This window comes from Pseudomonas sp. B22(2017) (genome assembly GCF_002113105.1).
Lineage (GTDB): Bacteria > Pseudomonadota > Gammaproteobacteria > Pseudomonadales > Pseudomonadaceae > Aquipseudomonas > Aquipseudomonas asiatica.
Genome location: NZ_NEJN01000016.1, coordinates 1 through 13,551 on the forward strand (window position 1 = coordinate 1; position 13,551 = coordinate 13,551).

Sequence of the window (13,551 nt, forward strand, 5' to 3'; positions counted from 1 at the left end):
GCTCGCGCGGGTGGCATTCGCCCTGATGAAAAATCAGGACGAATATGTCACCAAAGGCGAGAAACTGGCTTGCTGAAAACCATAGAATCTCCCACAGGAATTGCACAAACTTCAGGTCCTGTGAGGGAGGTCCCTGTGGGAGCGGGCAAGCCCGCGAAAGGGCCAGTAAGACAAAAGCATGAACAACATTTCACCCAGGCTATCCGTCACCCCCGGTTGACGAAAGGGGGAGGCAAAGGCGTATATTGATAGTTAGCAAACTATGAATATCCTTGGTTCCTGTCATGTCCCTTGATCTCCTGCGCCTGCAAGTCAGCAGCGGCATGGTGGTTGCCGCCCGCCATTGGCGGCGCATCTGCCATACCGCCCTGACCGGTTACGGCATTTCCGAGGCCTGCGCCGCGCCGTTGCTGATGATCGTGCGCCTGGGTGACGGCGTGCATCAGGTGGCCGTGGCCCAGGCCGCCGGCCTGGAAAGCCCGTCGCTGGTGCGCCTGCTCGACCAACTGTGCAAGGCCGGCCTGGTATGCCGCAGCGAGGACCCGCTGGACCGCCGCGCCAAGGCCCTGAGCCTGACCGCCGCAGGCCGCACGTTGGCCGAGTCCATCGAAGCCGAACTGGTGCGCCTGCGCCGCGAGGTGCTGCATGGCATCGACCAGGCCGATTTGGAAGCCGCCTTGCGCGTGCTGCGTGCCTTCGAAGCCGCCGGCCTGGGCAACACAGGCGGGACAGCATGAGCGGTTTCTTCAGCTCGGTGCCCCCGGCCCGCGACTGGTTCTATGGCGTGCGTACCTTTGCCGCCTCCATGATCGCCCTGTACATCGCCCTGCTCATGCAGTTGCCGCGCCCCTATTGGGCCATGGCCACGGTGTACATCGTTTCCAGCCCGTTCCTTGGCCCCACCAGCTCCAAGGCCCTGTACCGTGCCGTGGGCACGCTGCTCGGCACCGGCGGGGCGATTTTCCTGGTCCCACCGCTGGTGCAGTCGCCGTTGCTGCTGAGCATCGCCATCGCCCTGTGGACCGGCACCTTGCTGTTCCTTTCGCTGAACCTGCGCACCGCCAACAACTACGTGCTGATGCTAGCCGGCTACACCTTGCCGATGATTGCCTTGGCGGTGGTCGACAACCCGCTTGCTGTGTTCGACGTGGCGTCTTCCCGCGCCCAGGAAATCTGCCTGGGGATCGTCTGCGCGGCGGTGGTCGGGGCGATCTTCTGGCCACGCCGGCTGGCGCCGGTTGTAGTCGGTGCCACTGGTAGCTGGTTCACCGAGGCGATCCGCTATAGCGACACCTACCTGGCCCGCCAAGCCAGCGCAGACCAGGTTGGCGGCATGCGCGGGGCGATGGTTGCCACCTTCAACTCGCTGGAGCTGATGATCGGCCAGCTCGGCCATGAAGGTGCCGGTCCGCACACCCTGAAGAATGCCCGCGAGTTGCGCGGGCGCATGATCCACCTGCTGCCCGTGATCGATGCCCTCGACGACGCCTTGGTCGCCCTCGAAGGCCGCGCCCCGGCACAGTTCGCCCAGTTGCAACCGTTGCTCGATGCCGCCCGCGAATGGCTCAAGGGCACTGTCGACAGCGCCTCGGTCGCCCGCTGGACCGCCCTGCACGAACAGATCGAGCGCCTGCAGCCGGGCGCCGCTGCCCTCGACCAGCGCGCCGAACTGCTACTGTCCAACGCTCTGTACCGCCTGACCGAATGGGCCGACCTGTGGCAGGACTGCTGCAGCCTGCAACATGCCCTGCGCAGCGACGACTCCAAACCCTGGCGCGCGGTGTACCGCCACTGGCGCCTGGGCCGCCTGACGGCGTTCTTCGACCGTGGCCTGATGCTGTATTCGGTGGCCTCAACCGTACTGGCGATCGTTGTCGCCTGCGGCCTGTGGATTGGCCTGGGTTGGAACGACGGCGCCAGCGCAGTGATCCTCGCCGCCGTGTCGTGCAGCTTCTTCGCCGCCATGGACGACCCGGCGCCGCAGATCTACAGGTTCTTCTTCTGGACGCTGATGTCGGTCATCTTCTCCAGCCTTTACCTGTTCCTGATACTGCCCAACCTGCACGATTTCCCGATGCTGGTGCTGGCCTTTGCCGTGCCGTTCATCTGCGTTGGCACCCTGACCGTGCAGCCGCGCTTCTACCTGGGTACCTTGCTGACCATCGTCAACACCTCGACCTTCATCAGCATCCAGGGTGCCTACGACGCTGACTTCTTCACCTTCCTCAATTCCAACCTGGCTGGCCCCGTGGGGCTGCTGTTCGCCTTCATCTGGACCTTGGTGATGCGACCGTTCGGTGTGGAGCTGGCGGCAAAGCGCATGACCCGCTTCGCCTGGCGCGACATCGTTGAAATGACCGAGCCGGCCACCCTGGCCGAGCACCGCCAGGTCGGCGTGCAGATGCTAGACCGCCTGATGCAGCATCTGCCGCGTCTGTCGCAAACCGGCCAGGACAGCGGGGTGGCACTGCGCGACCTGCGCGTGGGGTTGAACCTGCTCGACCTGCTGGCCTATATGCCGCGTGCCGGGCAGCAGGCTCGCGAGCGCCTGAACACAGTGGTCGAGGAAGTTGGCGCGCACTACGCCGCCTGCCTGCGTGCCGGCGAGCGCCTGCACGCCCCGGCCGCGCTGCTGCGCAACATGGAGCGCGCGCGCCTGGCGCTGAACCTGGATGAACTGTACGAGCGCGGCGATGCCCGTACCCACCTGCTGCACGCGCTGAGCGGCCTGCGCCTGGCGCTGCTGCCGGGCGTGGAGGTGATGCTCGAACCAGCCGAACAACCGCAACTGCCCCCCGGCCTCGACGGAGCGCCCCTGTGATTGGTGAACTGGATATCAGTGGGGTATTCCTGCCCACGCTGCTGGTGATGATGTTTGGCACCTACCTGCTGTTCCTCGGGGTGCACGCGGTGCTGGTGCGTCTGCATTTCTACCGCCTGGTCTGGCACCGGGCGTTGTTCAACGTTGCCCTGTATGCCGTGCTGCTTGGTGCGGTGGACCACTTTTGCCGAAACCTGATGCTGCCATGAAAAAACCTTTGCTGACCTTGGGCCGCGTGGTCCTGACCTTGCTGGTAGTGACCTTCGCCGCCGTGCTCGTGTGGCAGATGGTGGTGTACTACATGTTCGCCCCATGGACCCGCGACGGGCACATCCGCGCCGACGTGATCCAGATTGCCCCGGACGTGTCCGGGCTGATCCAGAAGGTCGAGGTGCGTGACAACCAGACCGTCAAGCGCGGCGATGTGCTGTTCACCATCGATCAGGACCGTTTCACCCTGGCCCTGCGCCAGGCCAAGGCGACCCTGGGCGAGCGCCAGGAAACCCTGGCCCAGGCCACCCGCGAAGCGCAGCGCAACCGCAAGCTGGGCAATCTGGTGGCCGCCGAGCAGCTGGAAGAAAGCCAGTCCCGCGAGGCCCGTGCCCGCTCTGCCGTCAGCGAGGCGCAGGTGGCCGTCGATACCGCCCAGCTAAACCTCGACCGCTCGGTGGTGCGCAGCCCGGTGGACGGTTACCTGAACGACCGTGCACCGCGTAATCACGAATTCGTCACCGCCGGCCGCCCGGTGCTCTCGGTGGTCGACAGCGCCTCGTACCACGTCGATGGCTACTTCGAGGAAACCAAGCTTGGCGGTATCCACATCGGCGATGCCGTGGACATTCGCGTCATGGGCGACAACACCCGCCTGCGTGGCCATGTGCAAAGCTTCGCCGCCGGCATCGAAGACCGCGACCGCAGCAGTGGCGCCAACCTGTTGCCCAACGTCAACCCCGCATTCAGCTGGGTGCGCCTGGCCCAGCGTATTCCGGTGCGCATCGCCTTTGATGAAGTGCCGCAAGACTTCCGCATGATTGCCGGGCGAACCGCCACGGTGTCGATCATCGAGGGCCAGCGCCCATGAAACAGCTGATCCTGGCGGGGCTGTGCCTGTCGTTGGGGGCCTGCATGATGGTCGGCCCCGACTATGAGGTGCCGAAGGACGCGGCGGTGCAACGCAGCGACCTGAACGGCCCGTTGCGCCAGGATGCCGACAGTGTGGTATCGGCGCCGGTGCCCGAGGACTGGTGGCAGCTTTATCAGGATCAACGGCTGAACGAGCTGGTGCGCCAGGCCCTGAGTGCCAACACCGACCTGCGCGTGGCTGCCGCCAACATTGCCAAGGCGCGCGCCCAGGTCGAAGTGGCTGAGTCGCAAGGTGGCTTCAACGGCGGCGTCAAACTTGGCGCCCAGCGCCTGCAGGAATCGGGCGAGGCCTTCCTGCTGCCAGAGAAAGTGCCGGTGGCCAACATCGGCGAAGCCATCATCAGTGCCTCGTACCAGTTCGACCTGTGGGGTACTTTCAAGCGTGGCACCGAGGCGGCCAAGGCCAATGCCGACGCAGTGCAGGCCGCCGCCGATACCGCCCGCATCACCCTGGTGGCGGATGTGGTCAAGGCCTACACCCAGGTGTGCTCGGCCAACGAGGAATACCACATTGCCCGCGAGTCGCTCGACCTGCAGGAGCAGAGCGTGAAGCTCAACCAGCGCCTGCGTGATGCCGGGCGTGGCGACGAAACCCAGGTCACCCGCTCGCAGACCCAGTTCAAATCCTTGCGCGCCGAACTGCCACGCTTCAAGGCGGAGCGCGAGACCGGTATGTACACACTGGCTGCCTTGTTGGCAAAACCGGTTGATCAGCTGCCTGCCGGCACTGCCGATTGTGCCGAGCTGCCGCACCTGAACCAGCTGGTGCCGGTGGGCGATGGCGCGGCGTTGCTCAAGCGCCGTCCAGACGTGCGCCAGGCCGAACGGCAGCTGGCCGCTGCCACCGCCTACATTGGCGTGGCGACTGGTGCCCTGTACCCGGACATCAGCATCGGCGCCCAGGTTGGTACCATCGGTATTCTCGAGAACCTCGGTGATCCGTCGACCAACCGCTGGGGCTTTGGCCCGCAGATCAGCTGGACCATCCCCACCAACGGCACCCGTGCCCGCATTCGCATGGCCGAAGCCTCGACCCAGGCAGCCCTGGCGAATTTTGATGGGGTAGTGCTGAACGCCATTCGCGAGACCCAGACCCGCCTGGCGCAGTACAGCGCCTTGCTGGATCGGCGTGACGCGCTGGCCGAGGCTGAGAAATCGGCCAAGGAAGCGGCGGACCAGACGCACCGGTATTACCAGGCGGGGCGTGAATCGTTCCTGGCCGACCTGCAGGCGACGCGCACCTACACCGACATGCGCGCGCAGCTGGCAGCGGCCAATAGCCAAGTGGCTCAGGGGCAGATTGGTGTGTTCCTGGCGTTGGGTGGGGGTTGGAAGGGCACCGCCAAGCCTTGAGGCCAAATCGCCGGCAAGCCAGCTCCCACAGGTACTCCACCGCTTTTGAGGCCTGTGGTGCACCTGTTGTAGCCGGCTTGTACATGCCTCGAAGTTGGTGCGTACCCTGTGGGAGCTGGCTTGCCGGCGATCGAGGGCAAAGCCCTCGCCTAGGTTCTAGAGCTGTAAGACATTTCCGAACCAGAAACCAAATGCTTCAGTTCGGACGCCCTGTCGAATTATCCTACAGCAGCTCTCGGAAGGTGCTGTCTTGGCTGGGAAGCACACCAGGTTTAATGTCCTTGGCTCGCCTTTTCAGGTGAGTTGCCTCACTTCTGTTGCCCATTCCTTTCTGTTCTAGTAGGTGTCGATAATGGACATTTACAGGCTTGATGTTATATCGGTATCGATATAATTTGTGTGCAGGCTCCTGGAATCTGTGCATTGCCATGTACGCCAGAAAGGTGCAGCGGCATGACCAAACACACGGGTGAGGCATGAGGCGCAAGCGCAGCTGGCGATTGGAGCAATGGCGAAGGGGTATGCGGCATGTGGGACGGTCAGAAGCCTATCGAATGGGTAGGCGGCAGCAAGGATGATGTGCGCAGGTTCCCACCAGCGGCGAGGCAGCGGGCTGGGTATCAGCTGGACTTGATCCAGTCCGGTGAAGAACCTACCGACTGGAAGTCGATGGAGAATGTGGGGCAGGGTGTGCGGGAGATCCGCATCAAGTGTAAAGACGGTGCTTTTCGCGTGTTCTATGTTGTGAACCGCCCGGAGGCTGTCTATGTCCTGCATGCATTCCGCAAGACAACTGAAAAGACGGATAAGCGCGATATTGATGTGGCGAAAGCCCGTTTCAAGTCGCTGGACTGAGAGGTGATCAACAATGGCGAATGAACGCTCGGCATCTGTATGGGACGCGTTGGCTGATACGCCAGAAGAGGCCGACAACCTTCGGCTGCGCTCGCAGTTGATGCGGATTTTGGTCAAGACGGTGCGTGCCTGGGATCTACCTCAGAAGGATGCGGCGCGTCGGCTACATGTCACTCAACCGCGCTTGAGTGAGCTTTTGAATGGGAAGATTGACAAGTTTTCCCTGGATGCCCTGGTAAATCTGCTGGCCAATGCCGATCTGGAAGTGGATTTCACGGTGAAGGAAAAGCTCGCCTGAATCGGTGGCTGGACCATGAGGGCCAGGCCTTGCCGTTTTCAACCCGCACCGAACTGAGGCGTCGTAAGACATTTCCGAACCTGAAACCAAATGCTTCAGTTCGGATGCCCTGTCGAATTATCCTACAGCACCTGTCGGAAGGTGCTGTCTTGGCTGGAAAGTGTTCCCGGAATACTGTCGTGGGGTCGCCTCGCAAGGCGATCGGGCGTGAGACACCCGGATTTCATTCGGTAGCACCGCTTTATGGCGGTCGTGTGCGGACAGGCTTCGGTCTGGCCGGGGTTACCGTATGTCCCGTGTCTCACACCGTGCACGACTGCCACCCAACTTCGTGAGACAAGGAGGAGAGCAGTTCAATCCCCCATACGGAGTTCTGCCATGAACAAGCTCGTCCCCGATCCACCAGTTACCGATCTGCTTCTGCTCGACCCTCCCGCGCTCTCACTAATCGATCCTCTCAGCCCCAAAGACTGCGAAGAGCTGATCAGCGCTCTCACCCTGACGATCGACCACACCACCACAGTCCTGCTCGACAACCCTCCCGGCGACACGCGCAATGCCATGGGCATGAATATTCGATTGCTCTGCCGCCTGATCAATGCCGTGTGCGACCGCACCCATGCAACCCGCCACGATCAAGGAGCGACTCGATGAGCAATGACCCCAGAGACTCTGCAACCGCAGGAGTGGAAACCTTCGACTTGTTCCGCCTGCAGCCAAATGTGCCGTTCAGCCATGCTTTCTCGCAGCTATCTGTGCTGCTGGGCTGTATTCGCCACCTGACCACCGAAGCGGAAATGGAAAACGACCGCATTGCCGGTAGCGCTGCGCGGATACTAAGCGAGATGGCCAAGGCCTTGATCGATGATATGGAGCGGGGGATGAACAAGGTTCTTCAATAACCCTAAAGACCCCGGGGCCGCTATGCGGCCCATCGCCGGCAAACCAGCTCCCACACCTGTACGCCACTGCTATCGAGTCCTGTGACTTACCTGTGTGGCTTGCCGGCGATGAGGCCCAGGCAGGTCAGCGCCTGCCACAGGCCTGATGTGTACCCTGTGGGAGCTGGCTTGCCGGCGATAGGGCCCTGACAGGCAAAAGGCAAAGCCCCATCAAAGCCAAATTGCATCCCAATGCGGATAATCCCCCACCCTCGCGACCAATCCTGCCCGCTTCGGATTCATGACGATGTACCGCGCCACCGCCTGCACATCCTCCTCCCGGCGCAATGCCCGGTCATGAAATCCCTTCTGCCAGAGCTGGCCGCTTCGCCCTTGATACCTGTTGATCATCATGGTGCTGCGAGATTTCACCCTGCGCATCAAGCGCTTCAGGCTGCCCGGTCCAAGCTCGACCAGCCAATGAAAATGATCTGGCATCACCACCCAGGCCAGCGATCTGACGGCACCTTCCTCTTCAGCCTGGCGCAACTCGGCAACCAGAAAGCGGGCCGAGTGAAAGTCATTGAATATTGGGGCCCGGTCGAGGGTTGTGCTGGTAAGCAGATACAATCGACTGGTTTCCGAAAAACGGCCAAGCCGTAACTGGTCTGAGTGGGGACGATCCATGTTCCCTGTCTCCTGATGGTTTGCTCCTCAGGCTAGTGGCTATGGATCTGCGAATAACCAATCAATTGGTACCCGGTGTTTCCAGTGACATCGGCGCAACCTTTATCGCCGGCAAGCCAGCTCCCACCTCGACCTCATCTCCCTCAAGCCATGTGCAATACCTGTGGGAGTCTGGCTTGCCAGCGATGAGGCCCGAACCGGCAACACAAGACAGAATTTCCCGCAGGTTCAGCGCATCCCCCCCTCTTCATCTGATTTGTACCAAGATTTTTCATGAAATCCGCCCAGCACCCTTGAGTGAAGCAAAGTGGGAGTGAACAATGTTCTCTTTCGCATTCCCTTCGAGACTGGCCATGAAAACCCGTTCCCGTCTGCTTGCCTGGCTGCCGGTTATTTTGCTCGGCCCGGTGCTGGCGCTGTGCAGCACCCTGGCGCTGGCCGAAGCCCCCGCCGAGGCCACCAAGGCCCTGCACCTGCTGGACTACATTGGCGCCGACTACCCGCCCACCGTGCAAGACGGCAAGGTGATCGACGATGGTGAATACCGCGAGCAGCAGGAGTTCAGCGCGGTATTGGCCGACTTGGTCAAAGGCCTGCCTGCGCATGCTGAACAAGCAGCCCTGGAGCAGGGCGTCCAGGCGCTGCGCCAGGCCATCGACCAGCGCCAGGACGGCCCGGCTGTTGCCAGGCAGGCCCGCCAGCTGGGTGCTCGCCTGGCGGTAGCCTATGAGGTCAGTCAGGCTCCGGTGATTACCCCGGACCCGGCCCGTGGCGCTTCGCTGTATGCGCAAAACTGCTCGATCTGCCACGGCGAAACTGGCGCCGGCGACGGCCCGGCCGGCGTGGGCCTGGAGCCTGCACCCGCCAACCTGCGCGATGTATCGCGCCTCGACCAGTTGAGCCTGTTCGACCTCTACAACACCCTGGCCCTAGGCATCGATGGCACCGAGATGCCTTCGTTTGCCGACCAGCTGGACGACCGCCAGCGTTGGGATGTGGCTGCCTACATCGCCAGCTTCACCGCCAAACCAGAAGCCGGCAAAGGCGACAAGACCTGGAACATCGCCGACCTGGCCCGCCAGACCCCGGCCGAAGTCGCCGCCAGCGAAGGTGCCACGGCCGTGGAGGCGTTCCGCGCCCAGCGCGCGCAGCCGCCGCAGGTCAAACGTGGCCCGGCGCAATTGCTCGAATACACCGCCAGCACTCTGGACAAGAGCCTGGCGGCCTACCGCGCAGGTGATCACGACCAGGCCTATGACCTGTCAGTAGCGGCCTACCTGGAAGGCTTCGAGCTGGTGGAAAGCTCGCTGGACAACATCGACACCCAGACGCGCAAGGACACCGAAAAATCGCTGATGGCCTACCGTCAGTCGCTGCAGGACGGCTTGCCCGTGGCCCAGGCCGAGCAACGCCTGAGCGAAGCCAAGGCCAAGCTCGAGCAGGCTTCCAAACTGCTGGGCAGCGATGGCCTGAGCTGGTCGCTGAGCTTTGTATCCGGCTTGCTGATCCTGCTGCGCGAAGGCCTGGAGGCGATTCTTGTGCTGGCGGCGATCCTGGCCTTCCTGCGCAATACCGGCCAGCAGTCGGCGGTGCGCAGCGTCAACATCGGCTGGGGCCTGGCGCTGGTGGCCGGTTTCGCAACCTGGGCGCTGGCAGCCTACGTGATCGACGTTGGTGGCGCCCAGCGCGAGCTGCTGGAAGGCTGCACGGCGCTTTTCGCCGCGGTGATGGTGCTGTGGCTTGGCGTGTGGATGCACGACCGCCGCCATGCTGCCGCCTGGCAGGATTACATCAAGAGCAGCCTGGTCAGTGGTGGCGGACGTTTCGGTTTTGCCGTGCTGGCGTTCTTCTCGGTTTACCGCGAACTGTTCGAAGTGATCCTGTTCTACGAAACCCTGTGGCTGCAGGCCGGCCCAGCCGGGCACCAGGCGGTGCTGGCGGGTGGCGCCACGGCGCTGGTGCTGCTGGTGGGGTTGGCCTGGGTAATCCTGCGTGGCTCGGCCAAGCTGCCGCTGTCGCTGTTCTTCAGTATCAACGCCGCGCTGCTATGTGCCTTGTCGGTGGTGTTCGCCGGGCATGGCGTGAAGGCGCTGCAAGAGGCCGGGGTACTTGGCACGCGGCCGGTGGCGTTCTTCGAGTTCGACTGGCTGGGGGTTCACGCTGACGCCTACTCGCTTTCGGCGCAGGCGCTGGCCTTGCTGGCCATCGTGTTCCTGTACGGGCGCTCGCGCCTGGCGGAAAGGCGCAGGGCAGCGGCCAACTGATTAGGGCCGCGCTGCGGTCCATCGCCGGCAAGCCAGCTCCCACTCCGACCGCATCGGCTTCAAGCCATTTGCTGTACCTGTGGGAGCCGGCTTGCCGGCGATGGGCTGCAAGGCAGCCCCTGGCATTATCAGTTCAGGCCGGCTGTGGCGCCTTGAGAATGTTCTGCAGCAACTGGACACTTTCGACAGCGTCATGACCCAGGCTGGTCAGATAGCCGCCATCAGGTTGATCGGTCAGCCCCTTTTCATGCAGGCGTTGCGCGGCGGCTACCAGGGCAGGGGAAGCGTTCTTGTGAATCTTGATGCCTTCCTGGCTGCTGTCGTGCTTGAACAGCGAAAGTACTTCCAGTTCAGCAATCAGATCGGGGGTAAAAGGCATGGCGACTCCTGACTTCCAGACAAGGATGACGGCACCGTTCTACGGTGCCTGATCTTCGAGTGTAGCCGGGTTATTCGTCCTCGCCTTGATCCATCTCAGGTGGTAACTCTGGCAGCGCCCGCAGCGCGCTTTCATACCACTCGCTGTTGAACGCGCGGTCTTCCACCAGCATGTTGTCGATCTCGAAGGCCAGCACATGGGCCATCAGGTTGAGAATGTCTTCACGCTCATAGCCAACCAGGGTCAGCTTGTTGAAGGTGGCCTTGGCCGCAGGCGGCTCGCCGCTTTCTATCTGGTTCTCGATAGCCTGGGTCAGCGTTGCCTCGGCGAAGGCTTCGTCGTCGTCATTGTCGATTTCGGTGGGCTCGCTCATGGCGGTACTCCTGTGATGGGATGCACAGTGTGCCACGCCCGTGGCGGCAATGCCCGGGCATTGACAGGGTGCATGACGCTGGTCAGGGGCGGTCGTACGGTCTATAAAAGCCGGGCCAACCCCTTACGGCCTGGAGGCTGTTACCTCATGCTCAAGCTTCATGGATTCTCGGTCAGCAACTACTACAACATGGTCAAGCTGGCCCTGCTGGAAAAAGGCCTGCCCTTCGAAGAAGTCATCTTCTATGGCGGCCAGGCGCCACAGGCGCTGGAAGTGAGCCCGCGAGGCAAGGTGCCGGTGCTGCAGACCGAACACGGCTTCCTCAGCGAAACCAGTGTGATTCTCGACTATATCGAGCAGACCCAGGGCGGCAAGGCGCTGCTGCCTGCCGACCCGTTCGGGCAGGCCAAGGTGCGTGAGCTGCTCAAGGAAATCGAGCTCTACATCGAGCTGCCGGCGCGTACCTGCTATGCCGAGTCTTTCTTTGGCATGCAGGTCGAGCCACTGATAAAGGAAAAAGCTCGCGCGGATCTGCTGGCCGGTTTTGCCACGCTCAAGCGTAACGGCCGCTTCGCCCCCTATGTGGCGGGTGAGCAACTGACCCTGGCAGACCTGATGTTCTGCTTCTCGGTCGACCTGGCCTACGCGGTGGGCAAGAAGGTGCTGAACATCGACTTCCTGGCGGACTTCCCGCAGGCCAAGGCGTTGCTGCAGCTGATGGGTGACAACCCGCACATGGCGCGGATCGTGGCGGACAAGGAGGCGGCGATGCCGGCCTTCATGGAGATGATTCGCAGCGGTAAACGCTAAAAGCTGGGGCTGCTTCGCAGCCCATCGCCGGCAAGCCAGCTCCCACAGTTACAGCGCTTACCTTGAGGGTCACGCCATACCTGTGGGAGCTGGCTTGCCGGCGATCGAGGGCAAAGCCCTCGCCTTGAGGCCTTAACGCGAAGCCAGCAGCGCCTTGCCGCGGGCGACGGCCGCACGCACCTGCGCCGGTGCGGTACCACCAATGTGGTTACGGGCATTCACCGAGCCTTCCAGGGTCAGCACGGCAAACACGTCCTGCTCGATCTGGTCGCTGAACTGGCGCAGTTCGTCCAGGCTCATTTCGGCCAGGTCCTTGCCGGTTTCCACGCCATACTTCACCGCGTGACCCACGATCTCATGGCAGTCACGGAACGGCAGGCCACGGCGTACCAGGTAGTCGGCCAGGTCGGTAGCGGTGGAGAAGCCGCGCAGGGCCGCTTCACGCATGATGGCGTGCTTGGGCTTGATGGCCGGAATCATGTCGGCAAAGGCACGCAGCGAGTCGCGCAGGGTGTCGGCGGCGTCGAACAGCGGTTCCTTGTCTTCCTGGTTGTCCTTGTTGTAGGCCAGCGGCTGGCCTTTCATCAGGGTCAGCAGGCCGGTCAGGGCGCCGAACACACGGCCGCTCTTGCCACGTACCAGTTCCGGCACGTCCGGGTTCTTTTTCTGCGGCATGATCGAGCTGCCGGTGCAGAAGCGGTCTGGCAGGTCGATGAACTGGAACTGCGCGCTGGTCCATAGCACCAGCTCTTCGGAGAAGCGCGACAGGTGCATCATCGCCACACTGGCGGCGGCGCAGAATTCGATGGCGAAGTCGCGGTCCGACACGCCGTCCAGCGAGTTGCCGGCCACGGCTTCGAAGCCCAGCAGCTTGCAGGTGAGCTCGCGGTCGATCGGGTAGGTGGTGCCTGCCAGCGCGGCGCTGCCCAGGGGCATGCGGTTGGCACGCTTGCGGCAGTCGACCAGGCGCTCGTAGTCGCGGCTGAGCATTTCGAACCAGGCCAGCAGGTGATGGCCGAAGGTGACCGGCTGTGCCGTCTGCAGGTGGGTGAAGCCGGGCATGATGGTTTCGGCTTCACGCTCGGCCTGCTCCAGCAGGCCCTGCTGCAGGCGAGTAATCTCGGCCAGGATCAGGTCGATTTCGTCGCGCAGCCACAGGCGAATGTCGGTGGCCACCTGGTCGTTGCGGCTACGGCCGGTGTGCAGCTTCTTGCCGGTGATGCCGATACGGTCGGTCAGGCGTGCCTCGATGTTCATGTGCACGTCTTCGAGATCGACGCGCCAGTCGAAGGTGCCGGCTTCGATCTCACCCTGGATGGTCTTCAGGCCATCGATGATGGTGTCGCGCTCGGCATCGCTGAGCACGCCGACCTGCGCCAGCATGGTGGCATGGGCGATCGAACCCATGATGTCGTGGCGGTACAGGCGCTTGTCGAAATCGACCGAGGCGGTGAAACGGGCGACGAAGGCGTCGACGGGTTCACTGAAGCGGCCGCCCCAGGACTGATTGGTCTTGTCGGTGCTCATGGATTCACTCATTGCAGGCGTGAACGAAAAAGTGGCGCCGATGATAGCAGGGTTTGGGCCGGCCGCCGCAGGGCGCTGGTCGACAGAATTGCGCGGAAAACGATAGAGAAGGATTTGCAGGAATGAACGGCAGTGTTCCACGGACCGTCTACAGTTGGAC

15 protein-coding genes are annotated in these 13,551 nt (G+C 62.7%); 11 read left to right on the top strand and 4 right to left on the bottom strand.

The genetic code is table 11. The annotated features are described in order from the left end of the window. The first annotated feature begins 284 nt into the window (after window positions 1-284). The 9 genes from CAG18_RS23410 to CAG18_RS23450 all read left to right on the top strand — a co-directional run bounded on the left by CAG18_RS23410 (window position 285) and on the right by CAG18_RS23450 (window position 7,372). On the top strand, window positions 285-737 hold the full coding sequence (locus CAG18_RS23410) for a MarR family winged helix-turn-helix transcriptional regulator (RefSeq protein ID WP_054573365.1): 453 nt from the start codon (window positions 285-287) through the stop codon (window positions 735-737). Beyond that, window positions 734-2,821 (top strand): FUSC family protein, encoded by a 2,088-nt coding sequence (locus CAG18_RS23415; RefSeq protein WP_085721663.1) that lies wholly within the window; start codon window positions 734-736, stop codon window positions 2,819-2,821. Before CAG18_RS23410 ends, CAG18_RS23415 begins: the two co-directional genes overlap by 4 nt. Continuing rightward, window positions 2,818-3,030, top strand: coding sequence for a DUF1656 domain-containing protein (locus CAG18_RS23420; protein WP_003255905.1), 213 nt, complete (start codon window positions 2,818-2,820; stop codon window positions 3,028-3,030). The genes CAG18_RS23415 and CAG18_RS23420 overlap by 4 nt, the downstream gene beginning before the upstream one ends. After that, window positions 3,027-3,902 (top strand): HlyD family secretion protein, encoded by an 876-nt coding sequence (locus tag CAG18_RS23425; RefSeq protein ID WP_039614279.1) that lies wholly within the window; start codon window positions 3,027-3,029, stop codon window positions 3,900-3,902. Before CAG18_RS23420 ends, CAG18_RS23425 begins: the two co-directional genes overlap by 4 nt. Beyond that, a complete protein-coding gene (locus CAG18_RS23430; protein WP_054573367.1) occupies window positions 3,899-5,317 on the top strand; it encodes an efflux transporter outer membrane subunit in 1,419 nt (472 codons plus the stop codon). The genes CAG18_RS23425 and CAG18_RS23430 overlap by 4 nt, the downstream gene beginning before the upstream one ends. Window positions 5,318-5,845: 528 nt before the next feature. Continuing rightward, window positions 5,846-6,172, top strand: coding sequence for a type II toxin-antitoxin system RelE/ParE family toxin (locus CAG18_RS23435; protein ID WP_054573368.1), 327 nt, complete (start codon window positions 5,846-5,848; stop codon window positions 6,170-6,172). Between the two features lie 13 nt (window positions 6,173-6,185). Further along, complete coding sequence (locus CAG18_RS23440) at window positions 6,186-6,470, top strand: helix-turn-helix domain-containing protein (protein WP_003260206.1); 285 nt, start codon at window positions 6,186-6,188, stop codon at window positions 6,468-6,470. Between the two features lie 378 nt (window positions 6,471-6,848). Then, window positions 6,849-7,124 carry a hypothetical protein gene (locus tag CAG18_RS23445; RefSeq protein ID WP_085721664.1) on the top strand — a complete coding sequence of 92 codons (276 nt, stop codon included), beginning with the start codon at window positions 6,849-6,851 and terminating at the stop codon, window positions 7,122-7,124. Next, a complete protein-coding gene (locus CAG18_RS23450) occupies window positions 7,121-7,372 on the top strand; it encodes a DUF3077 domain-containing protein (RefSeq protein ID WP_025337270.1) in 252 nt (83 codons plus the stop codon). Before CAG18_RS23445 ends, CAG18_RS23450 begins: the two co-directional genes overlap by 4 nt. A 210-nt stretch (window positions 7,373-7,582) precedes the next feature. On the opposite strand, the gene CAG18_RS23455 is transcribed toward CAG18_RS23450, so the two are convergent. Further along, window positions 7,583-8,038 carry a transposase gene (locus CAG18_RS23455; protein WP_015268533.1) on the bottom strand — a complete coding sequence of 152 codons (456 nt, stop codon included), beginning with the start codon at window positions 8,036-8,038 and terminating at the stop codon, window positions 7,583-7,585. 320 nt (window positions 8,039-8,358) lie between these two features. Here CAG18_RS23455 and CAG18_RS23460 point away from each other — a divergent pair, with 320 nt between their 5' ends. Then, complete coding sequence (locus tag CAG18_RS23460; protein ID WP_085721665.1) at window positions 8,359-10,302, top strand: FTR1 family protein; 1,944 nt, start codon at window positions 8,359-8,361, stop codon at window positions 10,300-10,302. A 133-nt stretch (window positions 10,303-10,435) separates the two neighbouring features. On the opposite strand, the gene CAG18_RS23465 is transcribed toward CAG18_RS23460, so the two are convergent. Then, window positions 10,436-10,681, bottom strand: a complete 246-nt coding sequence (locus CAG18_RS23465) for a TIGR02647 family protein (RefSeq protein WP_015268535.1) — start codon at window positions 10,679-10,681, stop codon at window positions 10,436-10,438. 70 nt (window positions 10,682-10,751) lie between these two features. Continuing rightward, window positions 10,752-11,054, bottom strand: coding sequence for a hypothetical protein (locus CAG18_RS23470; protein WP_015268536.1), 303 nt, complete (start codon window positions 11,052-11,054; stop codon window positions 10,752-10,754). A gap of 147 nt (window positions 11,055-11,201) precedes the next feature. Here CAG18_RS23470 and CAG18_RS23475 point away from each other — a divergent pair, with 147 nt between their 5' ends. Then, on the top strand, window positions 11,202-11,864 hold the full coding sequence (locus tag CAG18_RS23475; RefSeq protein ID WP_015268537.1) for a glutathione S-transferase: 663 nt from the start codon (window positions 11,202-11,204) through the stop codon (window positions 11,862-11,864). A 132-nt stretch (window positions 11,865-11,996) separates the two neighbouring features. On the opposite strand, the gene argH is transcribed toward CAG18_RS23475, so the two are convergent. Beyond that, the gene (argH, locus tag CAG18_RS23480) at window positions 11,997-13,391 is read right to left on the bottom strand and encodes an argininosuccinate lyase (protein ID WP_015268538.1); all 1,395 of its coding nucleotides are present in this window, start codon (window positions 13,389-13,391) and stop codon (window positions 11,997-11,999) included. Between the last annotated feature and the right edge of the window lie 160 nt (window positions 13,392-13,551).

Bases quoted from the DNA above. Each gene is read 5' to 3' on its own strand.
- CAG18_RS23460 (WP_085721665.1), top strand. From the start codon at position 8,359: ATGTTCTCTTTCGCATTCCCTTCGAGACTGGCCATGAAAACCCGTTCC.
- CAG18_RS23430 (WP_054573367.1), top strand. From the start codon at position 3,899: ATGAAACAGCTGATCCTGGCGGGGCTGTGCCTGTCGTTGGGGGCCTGC.
- CAG18_RS23465 (WP_015268535.1), bottom strand. From the start codon at position 10,681: ATGCCTTTTACCCCCGATCTGATTGCTGAACTGGAAGTACTTTCGCTG.
- CAG18_RS23470 (WP_015268536.1), bottom strand. From the start codon at position 11,054: ATGAGCGAGCCCACCGAAATCGACAATGACGACGACGAAGCCTTCGCC.
- CAG18_RS23425 (WP_039614279.1), top strand. From the start codon at position 3,027: ATGAAAAAACCTTTGCTGACCTTGGGCCGCGTGGTCCTGACCTTGCTG.
- argH (WP_015268538.1), bottom strand. From the start codon at position 13,391: ATGAGCACCGACAAGACCAATCAGTCCTGGGGCGGCCGCTTCAGTGAA.
- CAG18_RS23415 (WP_085721663.1), top strand. From the start codon at position 734: ATGAGCGGTTTCTTCAGCTCGGTGCCCCCGGCCCGCGACTGGTTCTAT.
- CAG18_RS23440 (WP_003260206.1), top strand. From the start codon at position 6,186: ATGGCGAATGAACGCTCGGCATCTGTATGGGACGCGTTGGCTGATACG.
- CAG18_RS23475 (WP_015268537.1), top strand. From the start codon at position 11,202: ATGCTCAAGCTTCATGGATTCTCGGTCAGCAACTACTACAACATGGTC.
- CAG18_RS23450 (WP_025337270.1), top strand. From the start codon at position 7,121: ATGAGCAATGACCCCAGAGACTCTGCAACCGCAGGAGTGGAAACCTTC.
- CAG18_RS23410 (WP_054573365.1), top strand. From the start codon at position 285: ATGTCCCTTGATCTCCTGCGCCTGCAAGTCAGCAGCGGCATGGTGGTT.
- CAG18_RS23455 (WP_015268533.1), bottom strand. From the start codon at position 8,038: ATGGATCGTCCCCACTCAGACCAGTTACGGCTTGGCCGTTTTTCGGAA.
- CAG18_RS23435 (WP_054573368.1), top strand. From the start codon at position 5,846: ATGTGGGACGGTCAGAAGCCTATCGAATGGGTAGGCGGCAGCAAGGAT.
- CAG18_RS23445 (WP_085721664.1), top strand. From the start codon at position 6,849: ATGAACAAGCTCGTCCCCGATCCACCAGTTACCGATCTGCTTCTGCTC.